The organism is Pseudomonas sp. AM4(2022) (genome assembly GCF_036346515.1).
GTDB classification, from domain to species: domain Bacteria; phylum Pseudomonadota; class Gammaproteobacteria; order Pseudomonadales; family Pseudomonadaceae; genus Aquipseudomonas; species Aquipseudomonas paracarnis.
In genome coordinates, this window is sequence record NZ_JAOTNW010000025.1 from 12,258 (window position 1) to 36,058 (window position 23,801).

Consider the following 23,801-nt stretch of genomic DNA (forward strand, 5'->3'; position numbering starts at 1 on the left):
AGTCCAGCATGTCGGCATCCGCCTCCATCCCCGGTACCGAAACGCCCGAACAAACCCGCAAGCGCCTGCGCAAAGTAGCCGCCGCCACCATCTTCGGCTCGATGCTGGAGTGGTACGACTTTTACCTGTACGCCACCATGGCGGCGATTGTGTTTTCGAAGATCTTCTTCGATAACAGCGACCCGAAGACTGCCACGCTGATGGCCTTTTCGACCTTTGCCATCGGCTTTATCGCCCGCCCCTTCGGCGGCATCCTGTTTGGCTACCTGGGCGACAAGTTCGGGCGCAAGCAAGTGCTGGTGCTGACCTTCTGCCTGATGGGCGTGTGCACCACCTTGATCGGCTTGATCCCCAGCTACGCCTCCATCGGCATCTGGGCCCCGATCCTGCTGGTGTTTATCCGCATCATCCAGGGCCTGGGCGCGGGTGCCGAGTTGTCAGGCGCGGCGGTCACCTCCTACGAGCATGCCTCCCAAGGCAAGCGTGGCAGCCAGGGCGCCTGGCCGGCATTGGGACTGAACCTGGGCCTGTTGCTGTCCTCGCTGACCATCTACCTGCTGACCATCAACGGCAACGAGTTCCTGCTGGCCGGCGGCTGGCGTATTCCGTTTATCTGCAGCATCGTGCTGGTGGGCGTCGGCCTGTGGGTGCGTAACAGCATTCCGGAAACCCCGCAGTTCGAAGCGCTGAGCAAGGAAAAAGCCAAAGCCAAGCCATCGCCTCTAAAAGCCTTGTTCAAGAACGACCTCAAGGGCCTCGCCGTGGTGTTTTTTGTCGCGATTGGCTACAACGCCCTGAGCTACATTTTCAAGACCTTCTCCCTGGCGTACCTGACCCAATTCAAAGGCGTGGATGTGCATGTCACCTCGCTGTCGGTGACCATCGCCAGCCTGGTGGCCATCGTCGCCGTGCCCTGCTTCGGCTGGCTGTGTGACAAGTGGAGCAGCAAGGCTGTGTTGATGCTCGGCGGGCTGTGCTCGCTGTTGTTCGCCTACCCGTTCCTGGCGCTGCTCAACAGCGGTGAAAGCCTGATGATTTACCTCGCCATCGGTGTGGGCACCGGTATCCTCGCGCCGATGATGTTTGCGCCCCAGGGCTCGTTCCTGAGCCGGCAGTTCCCGACGCAAACGCGCTCTTCGGGTTTTGGGACCGGACGGGAAATCGGCACCGCCATTGCCGGTGGCCTGGCACCGCTGGGTGCGCTGTCGATGGTGGCGGCGTCGGCCACCCACTCCACCGATGGCGTGGTGGTGATCCTCGCGATTTCTGCCTTGTTGGTGGTGGTGTTTGCCCTGTGCGATCAGGGCGCGAAACACTCGGCATTCAAGAACTGAGCAAAAAAGTTCGGACCAACGGGTGCATGGATGCACCTGGATCGCGCATCATGGGCACTTTCAAGCTCAAGGGTAACGTCCATGCGCGTTCTGTCATTGATGATGGGTCTTACGACGCTGGCCGCCACTACGGTGTTCTGCGCCAGCGCGATGGCGAATGAAGAAAGTCAGTTAGTCCAACAGATCAACCAATACCGCAGCCAGGTGCAACGCTGCGGTGACCAGGGTTCCCAGGAGCTGCCGCCGCTGACCAGCGACACACGGCTGGTGTTGCCGGCGTCCAATGTCGGCGATTTGCAGCAGTCGCTGGCGCGGGCTGCGTACCCCATGGTGAATGTGCAGGCTATCAGCCTGTCCGGGCCCAAGGATGCCGAGGCCGCGATGAAAGCGGTGCGCGAGAGCTTCTGCCGCGTAGTGCTCGATCCGCAATTTGTCGACATCGGCGTCAGCAACAGCGGCCAGGACTGGCGCATCGTGCTGGCTCGCCCGCTGGTTACCAGCGGCCTGGGCGATTGGCAGACCGAAGGCAGAAAACTGCTCGACCTGATCAACACCGCCCGTGCCGAGCCGCGCCAGTGTGGCACCCAGGCGTTCACCGCCACGGCGCCCTTATCGTGGAACGACACGCTGGCCGGCGCAGCCAACAGCCACACCCGCAACATGGCCAACGGCAATTTCTTCGACCACTTGGACCCCGACGGCCGTACGCCCGGCGACCGCGCAGAATTGGCCGGGTATATCGCGAAGAATATCGGTGAAAACATCGCCGCCGGCCTCGACACGCCGCGCAAGGTCGTCGACGGTTGGCTCGCCAGCCCCGGCCATTGCGCCAACCTGATGAACCCGCAGTTTCGCGAATTGGGCGCCGCCTACGCCATGGACCCCAAGAGTGACGCGGGCATCTACTGGACAGGCTTATTCGGCACGCAATAAAGGGTGGGCGCCGGCCCAACCCGGCCAATAATGACGGCGTGCAAATAGACAATGAAATCAAAGTGCTATCAGGGAGATAATTGCGCTGAACTGAATGCGCTCATACCGGTCTGTTGCTAGTCGGCCTGACTCTTCAAAGCTAAACAATACGTAGCAAGCAAGGTGTGAACCCAATGATGAATTGGCTGCAAGGCAGCAGCGAAATGGCAGAGCGGGTTCGTCAGCACGATTGGGCCAATACGCCCTTGGGGCCACTTGAACACTGGCCCGATGTGTTGAAGACAACCGTTGCGCTGTGCTTCGCGTCGAGTTTTCCCCAGGCCATCGTCTGGGGGCCTCAGTTGATTACCCTCTACAACGACGCGTTCACGCCGATCCTGGGTAGCAAACCCGACGCTTTGGGCCGCCCGTTCAACGAGATCTGGCACGAGGTGTGGGACGACATCAGCCCTATCGCCGACGCCGCGTTCGATGGGCACGCCACCTATATCGAAAACTTCCCGCTGTTGATCCAACGCAATGAAGCGCCGGAACAAGCCTATTTCACCTTTTGCTACAGCCCGATTCGCAATGCCCAAGGCGTGGTGGTCGGTTTGCTCGACACGGTGACCGAAACAACCGCCACGGTATTCCTGGCCCGTCGCCTGGCAGTGCTGGACGCCATCGGCAACAGCGTGGCGAATGCTACCGACGCCGAAACCATCCTGACGTCGACGACCCGCCTGCTGGCCGAACATCTGCAGGTATCCATCTGTGCCTACGCCGACATGGACGAGGATGAAGATGGCTTCACCATTCGCGGCGACTGGTCGGCGCATGGCTCGCCGAGCATCATCGGGCATTACAGCCTGGCGGCGTTCGGGGAATGCGCGGTCAACTGCCTGCGTGCCGGCGAGCCACTGGTGATACGCAATAATCTGATCGAGCTGCCGCCCCATGAAGCCGCGAGCTTCCAGGCACTGGGAGTGACAGCCACTATTTGCATGCCGTTGATCAAAGACGGGCGGCTCACCGCGCTGATGGCCGTGCACGACAAACTGCCGCGCTTTTGGTCTTCCTATGACATGGCGCTGGTGGGCGAAGTCACCGAGCGTTCCTGGGCGCATATCGAGCGCGTACGCGCCGATGCCGCCGTACGCGAGGGCCTGGCCGCCTATACAGAGCTCAATGCCAGCCTGGAACAGCGCGTGAATGAGCGTACCCATGCGCTGGCCGAGGCCGAAGCCGCACTGCGCCAGTCACAGAAGCTGGAGGCCATCGGCCAGCTGACCGGCGGCGTCGCCCATGACTTCAACAACCTGCTGACCATTATTCGCTCATCGGTGGACTTCTTGCGCCAGCCGGGCCTGTCCGAGGAGCGCCGGCAGCGCTATATGTGCGCGGTGTCCGACACCGTGGAGCGGGCCAGCAAACTCACCAGCCAACTGCTCGCCTTTGCCCGACGCCAACCGTTGAACCCGCAGGTGTTCGATGTCGGCCAGCGCGTACAGAATATCGGCGAGATGCTCGAGAGCGTTACCGGTGCACGCATTCATGTGCAGGTTAAACTGCCCGATCAGCCCTGCTATGCGCGCATCGACCCCAGCCAGTTCGAAACCGCACTGATCAACATCGCCCTCAACGCCCGCGATGCGATGGAAGGCCAGGGTACCCTGACCCTCAAGGTCGCCGGGCAGCAGGCGCTGCCACGTATTCGCGGGGATGCCGAATCCTGTATGCCCTACATCGCCATCTCCCTGGCTGACACCGGCACCGGGATTCCCAGCGACACCTTCGAACACATCTTCGAGCCGTTCTTCACCACCAAGGCCGTGGGCAAAGGCACCGGCCTGGGTCTGTCGCAGGTATTCGGCTTTGCCAAGCAGTCAGGCGGCAATATCGATGTGGCCAGCACCCTCGGCCAGGGCACGGTGTTTACCTTATATCTGCCACAAGTCGAAGGCGAAGCGGCGCCGGATCAAGACACGCCTGCAGATCTGCCAGGGCCGCAAGAGGCTGCTCATCAGCATGTGCTGATCGTCGAGGACAACTTAGAGGTGGGACGCTTCGCCAGCCAGATCCTCAAGGACCTGGGTTACCAGACCACCTGGGTGACCAATGCCGAACAGGCGCTGAACCTCGCCGGCAATGACGTTCAGGGGTACGACGCGATTTTCTCCGACGTGGTGATGCCCGGCATGACCGGCGTGGCCATGGCCAGGTTACTGCGCCAGCGCCGCCCGGACCTGCCCGTGGTACTCGTCTCTGGCTACAGTGAGGAACTGGCAGACAGCGGCTATGAAGGCTTTGAGTTCCTCGCCAAGCCCTACTCCGCCGATCAGGTTGCGCGAGTGCTGGCAAAGGCGATGTACAAGGATCAGTCGACGACCGCCACCTGATTGCGACCGGATGCCTTGGCCTGGTACAGGGCCTTGTCGGCGCTGTTCATCAAGCCGTTCAAATCCAGAGGCTGAGTGCAGGTCGATGCCACGCCCAGGCTTGCGCTCACCCCTTGTACCGGGTCGGCGGGCAAATCATAAATCGTCTGGATCAACTGCTCGGCGATGCTGCGTGCGGTCTCCAATGAGGTGTTGGGCAGCAACACCGCGAACTCTTCGCCCCCCAGCCGACCGTAGATATCGGTCTGGCGAAAGGACGCGCTGATCACCGCGCCAATCTGGCGCAACACCTGGTCGCCGGCCTGGTGGCCGTAGGTGTCATTGATGGCTTTGAAGTGGTCCATGTCCATCATCAATGCACACAGAGGCTGCTGCTCGCGAAGGCACTGGGCATACAGCAACTGAGCCTGTTCGTAGAACGCCCGACGGTTCATCAGCCCCGTCAGCTCATCGATCTGGGCGGCGCGGGTGGAAATATGATGAGCGCGCTCCATTTGCCGCGTCAGGCGGAAGGCTTTTTCCAGGGCATCGGAGAGTTTGCGCGTGGCACCGACCACAAACGAAGCAAACACCAGCACCGCCAACGCCACGCCGACTTGCATCGGCGAGGTCTGCAACAGCATCCATAGCGTGCAGGGAAGCAACACCAGCGCCATCGAGCCCAGCGTCATGTAGCGATAGGCTGAATAACAGGACACCGCGCTGACCGACATGCCCACGGTAAACAGCATCACCAACACCTGGGATAAACGGTCATCAACTGGCATCACTGCCAGCGCCCCGCCGCCCCAGATACCCGCCGACAGCATCAACGTGACCCAATAGCGGCGTTCCCAGCGAGCAGGGGTGCGCCCGGCGTCGGGGCAGCGAAACCATTGCACGAACAGATGCAGGCGCACCAATGACGAACCCGCCAGCAGCACCAGCCACGCCAGAATGACCTGGTGATCAAAACGATCCCAGCACAGCCAGCAGAGCATGACCGCGCCCAGGTAGCTGCCGAAGATCGCCGAGAATGATTGACGAAACAGCTGGTGCAAACGGTCGGTTCGCACCTGCTCTTCGATGAGGTGACCCTGATCTTGCCCAAGGTTATTCATGGGGTTGGCCTGTTTGACCGGCGACGGCAAAGGCGCCATTGTGGCACCTTGCCAGCAAGCCGAACAGCGGCATACGCCGCGCTAGAGCGTTTCAGGCTCCTGAGGTCGCAAAATCAGCACGCCCAGGGGCGGCAGGTTCAACGACAACGACACCGGTTGCCCATGGCGTGGCTCATCCTGGGTAAACACGGCTCCGCCATTCCCGTAATTGGAGCCGGCGTAGGTATCAGCATCACTGTTGATCACCTCACTCCACCGCCCGCCGAACGGCACACCGACTGCGTAGCCTTCACGGGGCACCGGGGTGAAGTTGGCAACCACCAACACCGGCTTGCCATCCTTGCTCCAACGCAGCCAGGCGTAGACGCTGTTGATCGCGTCATCACCGATCAGCCATTGGAAGCCCTGGGGGGCATCGTCCTGTTCATGCAACGCAGGCTCTTCGCGGTACAGGCGGTTCAAATCGCCTACCAGCTTCTGCACGCCACGGTGCTCGGGGTACTGCAGCAAATACCAATCCAGTTGCTGGTCGTGGTTCCACTCGCGCCATTGGCCAAATTCGCAGCCCATGAACAGCAGCTTCTTGCCGGGGTGCATCCACATGAAACTGAGGTAGGCGCGCAGGTTGGCGAATTTCTGCCAGCGGTCGCCGGGCATCTTGTCGATCAGCGAGTGCTTGCCGTGCACCACCTCATCATGGGAAATCGGCAGGATAAAGCGCTCCGACCAGGCGTACACCAGCCCGAAACTCAGCTCGTTGTGATGATGGGCGCGGTACACCGGGTCTTGCTGGATGTAATGCAGGGAGTCGTGCATCCAGCCCATGTTCCATTTGTAGTTGAAGCCCAGGCCACCCTGTTGGGTCGGCTGGCTGACGCCGGGCCAGGCCGTGGACTCCTCGGCAATTACCAACGCGCCCGGCGCTTCCAGGGCAACCACGTCGTTCAGGTGCCGCAAGAAGTCGATGGCTTCCAGGTTCTCGCGACCGCCATGGCGGTTGGGCACCCATTCACCGGCCTTGCGCGAATAATCGCGATACAGCATGGAGGCCACTGCGTCCACGCGCAGGCCGTCCACGTGGAAATGCTTGAGCCAGTGCAAGGCCGAGGCGAGCATGAAACCGTGGACCTCGGTGCGGCCCAGGTTGTAGATCAGCGTGTCCCAGTCCTGGTGAAAGCCTTCCAGCGGGTTGGCGTATTCGTACAGCGCAGTACCGTCAAATTGCGCCAGGCCGTGGGTATCGGTGGGGAAATGCGCTGGCACCCAATCAAGGATCACGCCGATATCGGCCTGATGGCAGGCATTGACGAACCAGGCAAAGTCTTCCGGCGAGCCAAAGCGCGCGCTGGGGGCAAACTGGGATAACGCCTGATAGCCCCACGAGCCACCAAAGGGGTGCTCCATGATCGGCATCAGTTCGATATGGGTGAAGCCCAATTGTTGAACGTAAGGAATCAGCCGCTCGGCCAGTTCGCGCCAGCCATATTGCCGGGCCACTTCACCGGCCTCGTCCAGCTCGCACTGCCAGGACCCCACATGCAGCTCGTAGATCGACAACGGCGCGGTGGTTTTCTGCTTGTCTCCCCGCGATTGCATCCACTCATGGTCCTGCCAATCCACCTGCAAACGTGCGGCGACCTTCGAGGCGGTGTCCGGCGGCAGTTGGGTGGCCAGCGCCACAGGGTCGGCCTTGAGCGGCAGAATGCCGTGGGCACCGAGAATTTCATACTTGTAGGCCGCGCCCGGTTGCAGGCGCGGGATAAAGATTTCCCACACCCCCGATGGATGACGCAGGCGCATCGGGTGGCGGCGCCCGTCCCAGATATTGAAGTCGCCCACCACCGAAACCCGCCGTGCGTTCGGCGCCCACACTGCAAAGCGCACGCCTTGCACGCCATCGACGCTGACCACCTGAGCCCCCAGGCAGTTGCCCAGGTCACGGTGATTGCCTTCGGCAAACAGGTACAGGTCCATTTCCCCCAGCAGCAATTGGCTGAAGCTGTAAGGGTCTTCGGTGATCTGCCCACCGCCGGCCCACTGGATTTTCAGCAGGTAGGGCTGGCGAGTGCGCAAGTGCCCGACAAACAAGCCCGGCACCTGGGTGGCGTCGAGGCTGCCAAACGGCTCGCCCGTGTCACGCGCCAGCACCTGCACACTCAGGGCCTCCGGCAGGAACGCCCGGATAAACTGGCCGCCCTGCTCGTCATCATGGGGCCCCAGGATCGAAAAGGGGTCGGGGTGCTCGGCGCGCACCAGCGCATCGACGTCCTTGGACGCCGGCAATGCAGTCAACTTGGGCTGCAGCGGTTCTCTCTGTGTAAAACTCATGACGTCTCCCCACCGCGTACAGGTTTAGATATAGGTGTCAGCCCGCTCAGCAAGCCGTGCAGCCCTTGCAGGGGCACCGGCAGCCAGGTCGGGCGGTTTTCTGCTTCGTAGGCCACTTCGTACGCGGCCTTTTCCAGGCTGAACAAGGTCAGCGCTGCGTCTTGGCCGTTGGCATCCTGCCAGTCATGCGCCAGTGTAGACGCAGCGGCCTGGTAAGCCTGGGTAAATGCCTGGCGAGCTTCATTCAGGTAGCGGTCGGTCACGCGTTTGCGCGCAGCGTTCGCTTCTGGCGTGTGATCCACCCCTTGCACATTCAGCGCCATGGCCGCCGCATAATCGAAGGAACGCAGCACACCGCTCACATCTTTATAAGGGCTGTGCTTGCCACGCCGCTCATGCAGCGGCCGCGCCGGCTCGCCTTCGAAGTCGATCAAGTAGGCATCGCCCTTGACCACCAATACCTGGCCCAGGTGCAAGTCACCGTGAACGCGAATGCGCAACCCGCCCGCCGTGGCTCTGGCCAAGGCCTGGACATGCGCCGCGATAGCTTTTTTCTGCGCCAGTAGTTCACTGACCAACGCCTGGTCGGCGGGGTTCAACTGGCTTTGGTGAAGCTTGAGCAACTGCAGGGCACGGTCGATCTGAGCGCCCACATCCTTGGCCCAGGCTTGGGTGTCCTTGGCCGTGGTGACCTCCGGCTTGAAGGCCTTGTCTGCGGTCGGCGCCCCCAGCACCAGGTGCATTTCACCCAGACGCTGACCGAGCAAGCCGGCAAAATCTGCCAGTTCGCCGAGGGCGTTGTAGTGCTGTTCCTGTTCAGAGACCGCTTGGGCAAGCTCGTCACGGATCGCCCGCTCCAGGTTGTTCTGGGTCCAGCTCCAGGCATCGCCCTGATTGCTCAAGTAACCCTGGGCAATCATCAGCAGGTTGTCCTGCCCCTGCCCGTCTCGGCGGCTCATAAAGCCCAGCAGCGGCGAAATGTTCGGGTAGCCAGCGCCGGTCAGGTAAGCACTCATTTCCAGCTCCGGGTGCACACCGGCGCTGACTTTACGAATCAGCTTGAGCACCAGGCTGTCACCGACCACCACCGAGCTGTTGGACTGCTCGGCAGACAAATAACGCACCGGCGATTCACGGGTCAGTTGCAGTGCGGCCAGGTGTTGAGTGGCCTCGAAGCGCAGATCGCCGTCAGGGGTATTGAGCACGGTGCCGGCCTGCATGGCCTGGATCACCTCAAGGATAAAATGCTCAAGGCTGAAGGCATCGGTCACCAAACCTACCTGGCGGGTGCGTCGCACTCGGGCCAAAGCCAATTGCTGGGGCAAGGCGCTGGTGAACTGGTCTTCGCCAAGGAAGCCCAAGGGCAGTTGGTAGCGGCTGACTTGGCCAGCACTGGTCACTTCGATCTCACTGAGCAACACCGGATGCTGCGGGTCGCCAAAACGCACGCCATAAGCGATGTGCACCGTTTCGATTGCCGTGTCTTTGCCGGCAAACCAGCGCCGCTTGGGCAGCCAGGCGGGCAGTGAAGTGTGCTCCAGGCTGGTGCGGCAAGGTTCTTCCAGTAGCTCTTCCATGCGTTTTTTCAGTACCAAAGTGGTGAAGTCGGGCATGCTTTGCGCCGGTTCCACATGCCAGCTGGGCATCTGGTTTTCCGCTGCCAGCACGAACCAATAGAAACCATAGGGCGCCAGGGTCAGCAGGAAATTCAGCTGGCCGATCGGCGGGAAGGCATTACCGCCAAGCATCTCCACCGGCACCATGCCGGCAAAGGCCGACAGGTCCAGCTCCGCCGCCTGGGCGCTGCGCGACACGTTGGCCACGCACAGGATGATCTCGGTGTGGCCGTCTTCGCCGGTGTATTCACGGGTGTAAGCCAGAATGCGCCTGTTCGTCGGTGAGAGCATTTTCAGGCTGCCACGGCCAAAGGCCTTGGACTGCTTGCGCACTGCGAGCATGCGCCGAGTCCAGTTGAGCAATGAGTGCGGGTCCTGGGCCTGGGTCTCGACGTTGACCGACTGGTAGCCGTATAGCGGGTCCATGATCGGCGGCAACACCAGGCTGGCCGGGTCGGCACGGGAAAAGCCGCCATTGCGGTCGATAGACCATTGCATCGGCGTGCGCACCCCGTCACGGTCGCCCAGGTAGATGTTGTCACCCATGCCGATTTCATCGCCGTAGTACAAGGTCGGCGTGCCCGGCATCGACAGCAACAGGCTGTTAAGCAGTTCCACCCGCCGACGATCGCGCTCCACCAGTGGCGCCAGGCGTCGCCGAATGCCCAGGTTGATACGGGCGCGGCGGTCTGCGGCGTAGTAGTTCCACAGGTAGTCGCGCTCTTTGTCGGTGACCATTTCCAGGGTCAGCTCATCATGGTTGCGCAGGAAAATTGCCCACTGGCAGTTGGCGGGAATCTCTGGGGTCTGGCGCAGAATGTCGGTAATGGGGAAGCGATCTTCCTGGGCCAACGCCATGTACATGCGCGGCATCAGTGGGAAGTGGAACGCCATATGGCATTCATCGCCGTCATCACCCTTTCTGTCCCCAAAGTACAGCTGCGTGTCTTCCGGCCATTGGTTGGCTTCGGCCAGCAGCATGCGGTCGGGGTAATGGGCATCGATCTCGGCGCGGATCTGCTTGAGGACGTCGTGGGTTTCGGCCAGGTTTTCGTTGTTGGTGCCGTCGCGTTCGATCAGGTACGGAATGGCGTCCAGGCGCAGGCCATCAATGCCCAGGTCCAGCCAATAGCGCATCACCGACAGCACCGCTTTCATGACCTGCGGGTTATCGAAGTTGAGGTCGGGCTGGTGCGAGTAAAAGCGGTGCCAGAAGTACTGGCCGGCCACCGGGTCCCAGGTCCAGTTGGACTTTTCGGTATCGAGGAAAATAATGCGCGTGCCGTCGTATTTCTGGTCATCGTCCGACCACACGTAGAAGTCCCGTGCGGCCGAGCCTGGCTTGGCCTTGCGCGCACGCTGGAACCAGGGGTGCTGGTCGGAGGTGTGGTTGATCACCAGTTCAGTGATCACGCGCAGCCCGCGTTGGTGGGCTTGGGCAATAAAGCGCTTGGCGTCGGCCATCGTCCCGTAATCGCTGTGCACGCCGCGGTATTCGGCAATGTCGTAGCCGTCATCACGGCGGGGCGAAGGGTAGAACGGCAGCAGCCAGATGGTGTTCACGCCCAGGTCGGCAATGTAGTCGAGTTTGGCGATCAGCCCGGCAAAGTCACCAATACCGTCGTTGTTGGAGTCGAAATAGGATTTGACGTGAACCTGGTAGATCACCGCGTCTTTGTACCAGAGCGGGTCTTTGATAAAGGTGGCTGCCTTGGGTTTCTTGGCCATTGCAAACTCCTGAAAAACTCAACATTTTGCTAACTGAACTCGGTAAATGTGGGAGCGGGCTTGCTCGCGAAAGCGTTGTGTCAGCCAATGAATCTATCCACCAGTCCACCGCTTTCGCGAGCAAGCCCGCTCCCACACTTTCGATCCTCATCAGATTCAGGACGTGCTGATGCGCCAGATCCCGAACGGCATCTGCGGCTCCAGCCGGGTCCATTGGGTCTTGCCGTACCAGGTCCAGCGATGACCGCTCATCAAGTCTTCACCCTGGGTCTGGGCATCGTCGGGCAGGCCCATCTCCCACAGCGGCAATTCAAAGTGGGCTTCCTGGGCGTTGTGCGGGTCGAGGTTGACGGCGACCAGAATGAAATTGCTGCCGTCCTCGCTGCGCTTGCCGAAATACAGGATGTTGTCGTTCCAGGCGTTGTAGAGCTTGAGCCCCAGGTGCGTGTGCAACGCCGGGTTCTGGCGGCGGATGCGGTTGAGCTGGGCGATCTCGGCGATGATGTTGCCGGGCGCGGTAAAGTCGCGGGGGCGGATCTCGTACTTCTCCGAGTCGAGGTATTCTTCTTTGCCTGGCACGGGCGCTGACTCACACAACTCAAAGCCTGAATACATCCCCCACAGGCCCGAGCCCATCGTGGCCAGCGCAGCGCGGATCAGGAAGCCTGCGCGGCCGGACTCATGCAGGAAGCCCGGGTTGATGTCCGGCGTATTGACGAAGAAGTTCGGGCGGTAGCACTCACGCCAGGGCGACTGGTTCAGTTGGGCAAGGTACTCGCTCAGCTCAGCCTTGGTGTTGCGCCAGGTGAAGTAGGTATAGCTCTGGGAATAGCCGACCTTGCCCAGTCGCGCCATCATCGCCGGGGTGGTGAAAGCTTCGGCGAGGAAGATCACCTCCGGGTACTTGGCGCGCACGTCGCTGATCAGCCATTGCCAGAACGGCAGCGGCTTGGTGTGCGGGTTGTCGACGCGAAAGGTCTTCACGCCCTCTTCCACCCAGCCCACCACAATGTCGCGCAACTCCGTCCATAAGCCCGGAATCGCATCCGCCGCATAGAAATCGACGTTAACGATGTCCTGGTACTTTTTCGGCGGGTTCTCTGCGTATTTAATCGTGCCGTCGGGGCGCCAGTTGAACCAGCCAGGATGCTGTTCAAGCCAAGGATGGTCCTGGGAGCATTGGATGGCGAAGTCCAGGGCAATTTCCAGGCCGTGGTCGGCAGCGGCCTTGACGAGGCGACGGAAATCTTCGCGGCTGCCCAATTGCGGGTGAATCGCCTCATGCCCGCCCTCCTCACTGCCAATGGCATACGGGCTGCCCGGATCATTGGGGCCTGCGGTGAGTGAGTTGTTCTTGCCCTTGCGATGGCTGCGGCCGATGGGATGGATGGGCGGGAAGTACAACACGTCAAAGCCCATGTCGTGGATCATCGACAGACGCGAATGCACGTCGTTGAATGTGCCGTGCCGCGCCGGATCCTCAGTGATCGAGCGGGGAAACAGCTCATACCAACTGGCGAACTGCGCCGCTTCTCGCTCCACATCGATCGGGTAGGCAGGGCTGATGCTCAAATAAGCGCGATGATCGGCCTGGGCCATCAGGTGTGCACTGTCTTCGTGCAGGAACAACGCCACCTGCTCGGTTTCCAGCAGGCCCGAGAGTTCGTGGTGCAGCAACATCAAGCGGTCGCGCAGCTCGTTGTCACTGCGCTCGGCGGCCTGCAGCACCAGGCTGCGGCCTTCCTGCAATTCAAGGCTGACCGGCACCCCGGCCTCATGTTTCTTGCGAAGTTCATAGCAGAAGCTGGCGAAGGTATCGATCCATGCCTCAATGCAGTATTCATGCGGGCCGAGGTGGGCGACGGTGAACGCGCCTTCCCAGCCATTGTTGCCGACATCGGTCATGACCACGCTGTGCCAGCTTTCATCCTCCAGCACGCGCCAGCGGATCAGCACCGCCAGCTTGTCGTGGCCATCAGCGAACACTTTGCTGGTGACATTGACACGCTGGCCGACCACGGCCTTGACGGCGAACTCACCATTGTCGATCACCGGCATGGTGCTTTCGATAGCGATCCTGGGTAACAACAGCGCTTGCGACAGCGGCAGTATCGAGCCTTCTGGAGCCAGTGTTTCAGCAGTCATCGAGCATCTTCCCCTTACGCCCCGTGGACGCTCTTTGCTTGATCCTAATTTCAAAGACGGCGCCTCTCTCCCTGAGCGAGGCCGTATAAGGTCCGAGCCCGGGGGCCGTTCAAAAGTTCAGGTGGATATGCCGCCACTGGGCAGGGAATCAATTACCCCTGGCAGCGGTCCACCGATAGAGCAAAGCACAAAGGAGGCCACACCGATGAATATCCCGATACCCCCTGAGCCTGAAGATCCGAATATCGATAATCCGCCATTACCCCCTGGCGCACCGCAACCCATTCCAGAGCAAGAGCCGCCCGAAAGCGATCCACCTCCCGTGGAAGAACCACCGACTACCCTACCGCCGGTGATCGTTTAGCTCATAAGTGAGAATGGCAAAGGTTCGCTCGACCTCAGCCGAGGCGCAAAGGTGGTCGAGCGAACGCCTTAAATACGAGGTCTCCTACAAGCACTAGAGTCAATGCTGAATGTTCGCTTCACTGCTCCTTACTATATTTATCTCGCGTGAACGCTCAACCTTTTTACTTGAACTTTCAACCCATTCATCGCGAGTAAATTTATGCCGGTCATTAACTCCCAATCGTCACCCCATGCTCCCTCTGCATCAACGACAACGCCAACCAACGATCCCCTGGTTCAACACAGAGCAACACCCGAACGCATCAAGCCGATGCTCAAGGCGGGACCGAACTGGACAGCCACACCAAAGGCACCGGACCGTCCACGTTCCACAGTGCCGCCGTCCGAAACCTCGCCTTCTAAGCAAGAAGCCGACGCGACAAAGAGCCTGCTGAATCTGAATACAGCATTAACCCCCGAGATAATCAGGGAGATACAAAACGACCCGAACTCGTCGAAATCTCGCACCATCACTTCAGAGTTCGATAAATTGTTACACCCAAACAATGTCAAATCATTATCAAGGGGTCCCAACGCGAGAAAAAACGTCCCGGTGCTTAGAGAGATCGGCAACAAGCTCGACAAAAAAAAGATTGAATCAAACTTGGACGCCTCCAAGAATCACGTAGCCAGCGATACACTCGATAAGTTCAGGCTCGGCATTGTGCAGGCGATCATCAGCTCATTCGATGGCGAACTCTGGGGCCCCGTCAATCAGTTCAAAAGCTCGCTGGAACAACTGGGTGACATTCGCAAGAATTTTTCCGACATGGAGAGCAGGTCCAAGAAATTCGTAGATACAGGCATGTCACTGAGCGATGCAAAGGTCGACGAAACGCCTGAAACTCAAGGGCCTGCAACCTATAGCTTCAACAATCTCAGCGAGTCTACGCTGAATGCGCCCAGCGAAATCCGGAACTTCAATTCGGAAGACAAGCTGGATCTGTCCGGCATCCAGAGACAGTTGAACAGGCCTTTGCAACGGGTCGAACGGACCCCTGAGGCGATCGGGGAAATGCAGATCCATCACGCCCCCGACACCAACACCAGTGTGGTAGTCGTTGCTGATGCTCCACACAAACCGCCCTTTGTGCTCAAGGTGTTTGGTGAGGTGCGCGCAAGCAACATCGTGACCTGACCAATGGGTGAGGCAACGTCACTTTTCCAGTAATTTGACAATTCTAGGCATGACGCTAAACACCACCAGGGCCAGCAGCGTGCTCAGTACCGCCGTTGATTCACGCCCCATCCCCGCCGCCACACCAATGGCGGCGGTCATCCACAACCCGGCCGCTGTGGTCAGGCCTTTCACGTGCTGGCCCTCTTCGTCTTCCTTGCCCTTGAGGATGGTGCCAGCGCCGAGGAAGCCAATGCCTGCAATCACCCCCTGAACGACCCGGCTCATGGCGTCCGCCTGGTTACCGGACATCTGCGGCACCAACACAAATAGCGCGGCGCCCAGTGCCACCAGCATATGGGTGCGCACCCCGGCCGCCTTGCCCTTGTGCTCACGTTCAAAGCCCAGGATACCGCCGAGAATCGCCGCAATCAGCAGGCGCACAGTCACTTGGGTGAGTTGCCGGGCGTCGCCAATGTCTGCGAATTCGGCCTGCAGGGTTTGCCACACCAGATGCCACCAGGCGTCCATGGATGCGCTCCTTTTTATTATGGATAGATAAAGGATGGACAACGCAGACCGCCAGTCAGTTGCCTGGAACCCGCCCGCAGGGCGGCCGCCTAACGCTGCGTAATCCACAAAAAGGAGACTGTCATGCCCGTACGCATCGAAAATCATCTGTGCTACTTCACGCTCGACGACAACGGCCAGGAACAAAGCCTGCCCGCCACCCGAGTGACCATCCTTACCGACAATGACAAAGCCATGTCCTGTGTGGACTTGGCGGACGAGCGGATCTATATCACTGAAGCCGAAGCCGACGCGCTGACGGTTGAAGGGGCCACGGATGGCCGTAACCATGTGAAGGCGCAAGAGCCTGGTTCGGTGATTTGATTGATCTGTATCATCGAACCCGATGAATCTCTGCACCCTTATGCCCTTGGGGTGCAGCACATGGACGCACAAGAACTCACCAAGCCTATCTGATCCGCTTTTTATCCTTCCACCTGAGTCTGTTATGTAAACAGCCTGTCGCCCATAGTTCATCGGCCTGATGGAGGCTGATGAGCGAACGACCATGAGCGAACGAATCCCAACCGTGGAAACCTTTGAGCCCATTCACCCAAAGAAGGTGAAGGCCAAATCCAGCGACAACCTGATCCATACCCGCAGCTTTACCGGTTTGTTCCGCACCTTGCGCGTGGGCGGTGCCGGCGTGCTGTTCCTGGCTTTTTTTGGCACCGTGTGGCTGAACTGGGGTGGGCGCCAAGCCGTACTGTGGGACTTGGCCGAGAGCAAGTTCCACATTTTTGGCGCCACGTTCTGGCCCCAGGACTTTATCCTGCTTTCGGCGCTGTTGATCATCTGTGCCTTCGGCCTCTTCGCGATCACGGTGTTTGCCGGCCGCGTCTGGTGCGGCTACACCTGCCCGCAAAGCTCGTTTACCTGGCTGTTCATGTGGTGCGAGAAGGTGACCGAGGGTGAGCGCAACCAACGCATCAAACTGCAGGCCGCCCCCTGGAGCCTGAACAAGCTGGCACGACGCTCGGCCAAACATACGTTGTGGCTGGGTATCAGTGTGTTGACCGGGCTGACGTTTGTGGGCTATTTCACCCCCATCCGCCCCTTGGCCGCCGAACTGCTGACGTGGCAGATGGGCGGTGTGAGCCTGTTTTGGGTGTTGTTTTTCACGGGTGCCACTTACATCAATGCCGGCTGGCTACGCGAAGCCGTATGCATGCACATGTGCCCCTATGCACGCTTCCAGAGCGTGATGTTTGATAAAGATACCCTGACTATTTCCTACGACGCCGCCCGCGGCGAGCACCGTGGCCCGCGTAAACGTGACGTGCAGCCAACGCAGGTTGGCCTCGGTGATTGCATCGATTGCCAGCTGTGCGTGCAAGTCTGCCCCACGGGCATCGATATCCGCGACGGCCTGCAAATGGAATGTATCGGCTGCGCGGCCTGCATCGATGCCTGCGATTCGATCATGGACAAAATGGGCTATGCCCGTGGTTTGGTCAGTTACACCAGTGAGCATCAATTGCAGGGTGGCAAGACTCATCTGCTGCGGCCACGCCTGATCGGCTACAGTGCCGTGCTGGTGGTGATGATCGCGGCACTGGTGGTGGCCCTGATTGAACGGCCGATGGTGTCGCTGGATGTAACCAAAGACCGTGGCATGTTCCGCGAAAACAGCCAGGGCTTGATCGAAAATATCTACAGCCTCAAGGTGATCAACAAGACCCAGCAGCGCCAGGACTACCGCCTGGAGCTGGTGGACGCCGAGGGGTTCCAGTTGCAAGGCAAGACCCAGGTCAGCCTCGCGCCCGGGGAAATTGTCGATATACCGGTGTCGGTGGCGTTGCTGGCGGACACACCGGCCAGCAGTTCTCAAACTATCCGTTTTAAAGTGACGGATGTGGATGAACCGTGGATTTATACCGCTGCCGACAGTCGCTTCGTTGCGCCCTTGAATCGCTGAGCAACGATAGAGATCAAATGTAGGAGCGAGCTTGCTCGCGAAAAACGTCAACGATAACGCGTGCTTTCTGACTGAACGCGGCGACTGTGAGTTTTTCGCGAGCAAGCTCGCTCCTACAGTTTGCCCTGCGTACACATTCGAAAAGCTAATTAGGCCGCCATGAAACGCTACGAAAAATTTGCCGACGACATCGCAGAACTGATCCGCTCCGGCGTCCTCGGCCCCGGCCAGCGCGTGCCGTCAGTGCGCTATGCCAGCCAGGCCTACGGCGTCAGCCCGTCCACCGTGTTCCAGGCCTACTACTTGCTGGAGCGTCGTGGCCTGATTCGCGCACGCCCCCGCTCTGGCTACTTCGTCAACACCCACGCGCCCAGCCCGTTTTCTGAACCTGTGGTGAGTGAGCAGGTGCATGAGTCCACCGAGGTGGGCGTGAGTGAGCTGGTGTTCTCGGTACTGGACTCCATCAAAGACCCCAACACCGTGCCCTTCGGCTCGGCCTTCCCCAGCCCCATGCTGTTCCCGCTGCCGCGCCTGGCCCGCTCCCTGGCCAGTGCCAGCCGCGAAATGGACCCACGCCTGGTGGTCACCGACATGTCGCCCGGCAACCCGCAACTGCGCCGGCAGATTGCCCTGCGCTATATGGTCGGTGGCCTGATGCTGCCGATGGAGGAGCTGCTGATCACCAACGGCGCCCTCGAAGCGTTGAACCTGTGCCTGCAGGCTGTGACCGAACCGGGCGACCTGGTCGCCATCGAGGCGCCGGCGTTCTACGCGTGCTTGCAAGTGCTTGAACGCTTGAAACTCAAGGCCGTGGAGATCCCGGTGCACCCGCGCGACGGGATTGACCTGAACGCTCTAGCCCAAAGCCTTGAGCGCTATCCGATCAAGGCCTGCTGGACCATGACCAGCTTCCAGAACCCCATGGGCGCCACGCTGCCTGAAGAGAAAAAACAGGCGCTGGTGGAACTGCTGCGCAACCATCAAGTACCGCTGATCGAAGATGACGTCTACGCCGAGCTGTACTACGGGCAACAAGCGCCGAAACCGGCCAAGGCCTTCGATACCGAAGGGCTGGTGATGCATTGCGGCTCTTTTGCCAAGAGCCTGGCGCCGGGTTACCGGGTGGGCTGGGTCGCCGCAGGGCGCTTTGCACAGAAGGTCGAGCGGCTCAAGTTGATGACCTCGCTATGCCCGTCGATGCCGGCCCAGGCGGCGATTGCCGACTACCTGCAACACGGCGGCTATGACCGGCACCTGCGCAAACTGCGCTACGCCCTGGAAGAACAGCAAAGCGCCATGCTGGCGGCCATCGCCCGCTACTTCCCGGCGCAAACACGGGTCAGCCAGCCAGCGGGAGGTTATTTTCTGTGGCTGGAATTGCCGGAGCAGACCGACTCGCTGAAATTGTTCCAGATGGCCCTCGCCCAGGGCATCAGCATTGCGCCGGGGCCGATCTTTTCCGCGACCCAGCGGTTCAGAAACTGCATTCGCCTGAATTACGGCAGCCCTTGGAACGAGGCGTCGGAAAAAGCCATGGAGACATTAGGGCGGATTGTCCGATCGTTTTAACGGCCGCCGCCCAGGTCGATAAACGTGCCGGTGGAATACGACGCCTTGTCCGACAGTAACCAGATAATCGCCTCCGCCACTTCATCCGGGCGCCCGCCCCGCGCCATCGGGATCCCGGACTCCAGCTTGCTGACCCGGTCCGGGTCGCCGCTCAGGGCATGGAAATCGGTAAAGATATAGCCAGGGCGCACCGCGTTGACGCGAATGCCCTCGCCCGCCACCTCCTTGGACAGCCCCAGGGTAAAGGTATCCAGCGCGCCCTTGGAAGCGGCGTAGTCGACATACTCACCCGGCGAGCCCAGCCGCGCCGCCACCGAGGATACGTTGACGATACTGCCGCCCTGCCCGCCATGCCGGGGCGACATGCGCAACACCGCGTGCTTGGCACACAGGATCGGGCCCAGCACATTGGTCTTGAGGATTTTGAGGATACGAAACTCGGACATCTCATCGACCCGCGACTTATGCCCCACGGTGCCGGCGTTATTCACCAGCGCGGTAACCCGACCCAGCTCCGCATCAACGCGATTGAACAGGCCGATCACTTCATCCTCGATGCTGACATCGGCCCGCACGGCAATCGCCTGGGCGCCCAACGCGCGGACCTGCTCAAGTACACGGTGGGCAGCGTCTTCATCCGCCTGGTAGTTGATGCAGATACGATAGCCCTGGCGAGCGGCGAGCAATGCCGTTTGGGCGCCAATGCCACGACTGCCCCCTGTGATGATGACGACTTTGTCCATGGCTGCGGCCTCCTGATTCAACCAGATGTTTAGGGTTGGATCCAAGAATACCCGTCACTGACTGCTTTTGTCAGGCGCAGGCTGTTCGGCGCCCCGGATATTCGCCATGAAGCTATCGGCCGGCAATGGATGCCCCAACAAGTAGCCTTGCAAGGCGTCACACCCTAGCCGGGTGAGGAACCGCTGCTGCACATCGGTCTCCACACCTTCAGCAACTATCCGCAAGCCCAGGGCCTGGCCAAGGGCCACGATGGCCGAGACGATGGCCGCGTCGTCGCTGTCATGCTCCAGGTCACGCACAAAACCACGGTCGATCTTCAACTCGTTGGCCGGCAGGCGCTTGAGGTACATCAGGCTGGAGTAACCGGTGCCAAAGTCATCGATGGACAGGTCGACGCCCATGGCCGAGAGCTGCTGCAATACCGTCATGCTCGCGTCGGCATCGCTCATGGCGGTGGTCTCGGTGATTTCCAGCGTGAGGCTATTGGCCGGCAATTGGTGGCGCTCCAGCGCGGCCGCTACGCTGTTGACCAACCCGGCGTGGCAGAACTGTAACGCCGAGAGGTTAACGGCAATGCGCCAGTGCTCATAACCCTCGGCGTACCACAGGCGCATCTGGCGACAAGCTTCATCGAGTACCCATTCGCCGATGGGAATGATCAGCCCGGTTTTCTCCGCCAGTGCAATAAACGTAGCGGGCATCAACAAGCCTTGTTGCGGATGCTCCCAGCGCAACAGCGCCTCGGCCCCCACGGAAAGACCGCTGACGGCGTCGAACTTGGGCTGGTAATGCAAACGAAATTGCCCCTGCTCCAGGGCATTGCGCAGGTCCTGCAACAATTGAAGTTGTTTGCGCGCATTGGTGTTCATCGACACATCGAAGAAGCTGTAGCCGTTCTTGCCCATGCCCTTGGCGTGATACATCGCCGCGTCGGCGTTCATCAGCAGTTCCTGGGGGTTATTACCGTTGCCCGGGAACATGGCGATACCGACGCTGGCCGAGATCTGCAACTCATGCTCGGCCACCGTGAAGGTGCGGTTGATCAAGCTGACCTGGCGCTCGGCCAGGCTCATGGCATCATCGGGCTGGGTGAGCTGCACCAGCAACACGAACTCATCACCACCGATGCGGGCCAGAGTATCCTGGCTGCGCAAGTCCTCGCGCAAGCGCAAGCCGACCTCGCGCAGCAACTGGTCGCCCAAGTGATGACCAAAGGCATCGTTGACCGGTTTGAAACCATCCAGGTCGATGAACATCAAGGCAAAGCAGCCACCCCGCTCGTTCACCGCCTGGATGCCTTGTTGAATGCGATCAGCCAGCAACGTGCGATTGGGCAAGCCGGTGAGCATGTCATGCAGGGCCAGGTGGGTGAGTTCCTGATTGGCCAGGGTCAGGGAATCGGCGAGCACGGCGGTGCGCGCTTCCAGGCGCGCATCCAGCACCGAGGTCAAGAGCGCAATGACCAGCACCGCCAGTGAAGTGACCAAGACCAGGTTATCCAGGCCCTTGCCGCTCAAGCCGGTTACTGCAGCACCGCAGAAGCTGCCATCGGCAAAGCCCGCCGCAGCCATCCCGGTGTAGTGCATCCCCACGATGGCCACGCCCATCACCACGGCGGCGCCACCCCGTGCCAGCCGCACATAAGGTGTGTCGCGCCGCAGGTTGAAGGCGATCCACAGCGCGGCGCCGGAAGCCACCACCGCGATTACCAGCGAAGCGCCGAACAAGGCCGGGTCGTAATCGATGCCCGGCGTCATGCGCATCGCGGCCATGCCGGTGTAATGCATGCTGGCGATACCGGCCCCCATCATCAGCGCGCCAGATGCCAGTTGCCAGGCCGGTAAGCGTGGCTGGCTGACCAGCCATAACGCGAAACCACTGGATAGCACGGCGATCAACAGCGAAAACAGGGTAATGCCGACCTCAAACCCGAGGGCAAACGGCAGGCGCAGGGCCAACATCCCGATAAAGTGCATGGACCAGATGCCCACGCCCATCGCCACTGCGCCGCCAGTGATCCATAGGTAAACAGCCCGCCCCTTGGCGGTCGCGATACGCCCGGCCAGGTCCAAGGCCGTATAGGACGCCAGGATGGCCACGCACAGGGAAATCACGACAAGGGAGGTTGAATAGCTACCGATCAACATGGCACGTCTCGCAGGCGACGGGGCGCAAAAGCCCCTGCCGGGTGGCAAATCGGGCGATTGTAGCGAGAATGATTCTGGGCAGGTGATTAATTAATCAGTTGGCCATCAGTGAGTTTTTGGCGTCAATCGGCTGGCTTTATCAGGCTGTTTCCAACCACGTCATGGACATCAAAATGCAGGGGCTATTTGTAGGAGCGAGCTTGCTCGCGAATAACTCATAGACGCCGCGTTCATTCAGCAAGCACGCGTTATCGTTGACGTTTTTCGCGAGCAAGCTCGCTCCTACAGAAGGCGATCAGGATGCGTGTGTAGCCGGTCACTCCTTTTCGGCCAGGGAGGTCTGGCCGTCCCAGCCACCGCCCAACGCTGCGATCAACTGCACACTGGCCACCAGCCGCGACTGCAGCAAGGTCAACACGGTGCGCTCGTTGCTCAGGGCCGTCGCCTGCACAGTCACCACATCCAGGTAAGCGATCAAACCCGCCTTGTACTGGTTCTCGGTCAAGCGCAACGACTCACGCGCCGATTCCAGCGCTTCATTGCTGACCACAGCCTCGTCCGCCAGCACCTTGAGTTGCACCATGTAGTTTTCCACCTCACGGAAACCGTCCAGCACGGTCTGACGGTACTTGGCCACGGTCTCGTCATAGCTGGCCACGGTGCGGTCGACTTCCGCCGAGCGCTGGCCGCCATCGAACAGGGTCATCGCCAGTTTCGGCCCCACCGACCAGAAGCGGTTCGGCAGGCTGATCCAGTCCTCATAGGTGCTGCTGGAATAGCCGCCCTGCATACTCAGGCTGAGGTCCGGGTAATAGGCGGCCTTGGCCACGCCGATATTGGCGTTGGCGGCGATCACCGAGCGTTCGGCCGAGGCAATATCGGGGCGACGTTCCAGCAACTGGGACGGCAGGCTCACCGGTATTTGCGGCAGCGCCGGAATGTCTTTGCTCACCGCCAGATTGAAGTTGGCCGGGGCTTCGCCGATCAGCACGGCTATGGCGTTTTCCAGCTGGGCGCGTTGCCAGATCAAGTCGATCAGGCTGGCTTGGGTGGTCTTGAGCTGGGTTTGCGCCTGGGCGATGGCGTCTTTGCCGGCCACACCGGCGCGGTATTGGTTTTCGGTCATTTTCAACGAGCGCTGGTAAGTGTCCAGCGTGGCTTGCAGCAGGCGCGTCTGTTCGTCCATCACCCGCAGTTGCAGGTAGCTCTGCACCAGTTCCGACTGTTGGCTCAGGCGCATCGCGGCCAGGTCTGCCGAGCTGGCCTCGGCGCTGGCTTCATTGGCCTCTAGCCCACGGCGCAACTTGCCCCAGATATCAGCTTCCCAGCTCACGCCCAACTGCGCATTGAGGGTGTCGCGGATACCACTGCTGGAACTGCTGAGGCTGGCGCTGCTGCTGCCGGTACCCTGGCTGGCGCGGGTTTTACCCACGCTCAGGTCGACGCTGGGGTAAAACGCCCCGCGGGAACTGCGCACCAGCGCCTTGGCCTGGCGAAAGCGCGCTTCGGCCTGGGCAACGGTCTGGTTGGACGTGTTAAGGCGCTCTACCAGCTCATTGAGTTGGCGGTCGCCATACAGCTCCCACCAGGCGCCACGGGCCAGGGAGTCGCTGGGGTTGGCCTGGCGCCAGCCCTGGGCTTCTTTGAACTGCACCGGCTCGATGACCTCCGGTCGCTTGTAGTCGGGGCCAATGGCGCAGGCGCTGAGCAACACCCCACACATCATCACCGCCAATAACTTCATGGTGTTGTTGTGGCGAGGGAGCTTG

General features: G+C 60.5%; 15 protein-coding genes. 7 read left to right on the forward strand and 8 right to left on the reverse strand.

What is annotated here, in order from left to right; genetic code table 11:
• Positions 1-8: 8 nt before the first annotated feature.
• From ODQ19_RS24500 to ODQ19_RS24510, 3 genes are all read left to right on the forward strand, one after another.
• On the forward strand, positions 9-1,334 hold the full coding sequence (locus ODQ19_RS24500) for an MFS transporter (protein WP_116668435.1): 1,326 nt from the start codon (positions 9-11) through the stop codon (positions 1,332-1,334).
• Positions 1,335-1,415: 81 nt separating this feature from the next.
• The gene (locus ODQ19_RS24505) at positions 1,416-2,267 is read left to right on the forward strand and encodes a CAP domain-containing protein (protein ID WP_014718680.1); all 852 of its coding nucleotides are present in this window, start codon (positions 1,416-1,418) and stop codon (positions 2,265-2,267) included.
• A 173-nt stretch (positions 2,268-2,440) separates the two neighbouring features.
• A complete protein-coding gene (locus tag ODQ19_RS24510; RefSeq protein WP_330211444.1) occupies positions 2,441-4,645 on the forward strand; it encodes a GAF domain-containing protein in 2,205 nt (734 codons plus the stop codon).
• Here ODQ19_RS24510 and ODQ19_RS24515 read toward each other — a convergent pair.
• The 4 genes from ODQ19_RS24515 to ODQ19_RS24530 all read right to left on the reverse strand — a co-directional run bounded on the left by ODQ19_RS24515 (position 4,624) and on the right by ODQ19_RS24530 (position 13,562).
• Positions 4,624-5,784, reverse strand: coding sequence for a GGDEF domain-containing protein (locus ODQ19_RS24515; RefSeq protein ID WP_330211445.1), 1,161 nt, complete (start codon positions 5,782-5,784; stop codon positions 4,624-4,626). The genes ODQ19_RS24510 and ODQ19_RS24515 overlap by 22 nt on opposite strands.
• Positions 5,785-5,826: 42 nt before the next feature.
• Positions 5,827-8,073 carry a 1,4-alpha-glucan branching protein GlgB gene (gene glgB, locus ODQ19_RS24520; protein ID WP_330211446.1) on the reverse strand — a complete coding sequence of 749 codons (2,247 nt, stop codon included), beginning with the start codon at positions 8,071-8,073 and terminating at the stop codon, positions 5,827-5,829.
• On the reverse strand, positions 8,070-11,417 hold the full coding sequence (gene treS, locus ODQ19_RS24525; protein WP_330211447.1) for a maltose alpha-D-glucosyltransferase: 3,348 nt from the start codon (positions 11,415-11,417) through the stop codon (positions 8,070-8,072). Before treS ends, glgB begins: the two co-directional genes overlap by 4 nt.
• Before the next feature lie 156 nt (positions 11,418-11,573).
• Entirely contained in the window at positions 11,574-13,562 is a 1,989-nt protein-coding gene (locus ODQ19_RS24530) for an alpha-1,4-glucan--maltose-1-phosphate maltosyltransferase (RefSeq protein ID WP_330211448.1), read from the reverse strand.
• A 565-nt stretch (positions 13,563-14,127) separates the two neighbouring features.
• Here ODQ19_RS24530 and ODQ19_RS24535 point away from each other — a divergent pair.
• Complete coding sequence (locus ODQ19_RS24535) at positions 14,128-15,105, forward strand: M10 family metallopeptidase C-terminal domain-containing protein (RefSeq protein WP_330211449.1); 978 nt, start codon at positions 14,128-14,130, stop codon at positions 15,103-15,105.
• Positions 15,106-15,123: 18 nt separating this feature from the next.
• Here the strand turns inward: ODQ19_RS24535 and ODQ19_RS24540 are convergent, their stop codons facing one another.
• Entirely contained in the window at positions 15,124-15,615 is a 492-nt protein-coding gene (locus ODQ19_RS24540; protein WP_116668427.1) for an MgtC/SapB family protein, read from the reverse strand.
• A 123-nt stretch (positions 15,616-15,738) separates the two neighbouring features.
• On the opposite strand from ODQ19_RS24540, the gene ODQ19_RS24545 reads away from it, so the two are divergent.
• From ODQ19_RS24545 to mapR, 3 genes are all read left to right on the forward strand, one after another.
• Positions 15,739-15,978, forward strand: a complete 240-nt coding sequence (locus ODQ19_RS24545) for a DUF3203 family protein (RefSeq protein WP_330211450.1) — start codon at positions 15,739-15,741, stop codon at positions 15,976-15,978.
• 184 nt (positions 15,979-16,162) lie between these two features.
• Positions 16,163-17,572, forward strand: coding sequence for a cytochrome c oxidase accessory protein CcoG (gene ccoG, locus ODQ19_RS24550; RefSeq protein ID WP_330211451.1), 1,410 nt, complete (start codon positions 16,163-16,165; stop codon positions 17,570-17,572).
• Positions 17,573-17,731: 159 nt separating this feature from the next.
• Positions 17,732-19,141, forward strand: coding sequence for a GntR family transcriptional regulator MpaR (mapR, locus tag ODQ19_RS24555; RefSeq protein ID WP_116668424.1), 1,410 nt, complete (start codon positions 17,732-17,734; stop codon positions 19,139-19,141).
• Here the strand turns inward: mapR and ODQ19_RS24560 are convergent.
• From ODQ19_RS24560 to ODQ19_RS24570, 3 genes are all read right to left on the reverse strand, one after another.
• On the reverse strand, positions 19,138-19,884 hold the full coding sequence (locus ODQ19_RS24560) for an SDR family oxidoreductase (protein ID WP_330211452.1): 747 nt from the start codon (positions 19,882-19,884) through the stop codon (positions 19,138-19,140). The two genes, mapR and ODQ19_RS24560, sit on opposite strands and share 4 nt — an antisense overlap.
• A gap of 54 nt (positions 19,885-19,938) precedes the next feature.
• The gene (locus ODQ19_RS24565) at positions 19,939-22,032 is read right to left on the reverse strand and encodes a putative bifunctional diguanylate cyclase/phosphodiesterase (RefSeq protein ID WP_330211453.1); all 2,094 of its coding nucleotides are present in this window, start codon (positions 22,030-22,032) and stop codon (positions 19,939-19,941) included.
• 316 nt (positions 22,033-22,348) lie between these two features.
• Positions 22,349-23,776, reverse strand: a complete 1,428-nt coding sequence (locus ODQ19_RS24570; RefSeq protein ID WP_330211454.1) for an efflux transporter outer membrane subunit — start codon at positions 23,774-23,776, stop codon at positions 22,349-22,351.
• Positions 23,777-23,801 lie beyond the last annotated feature (25 nt).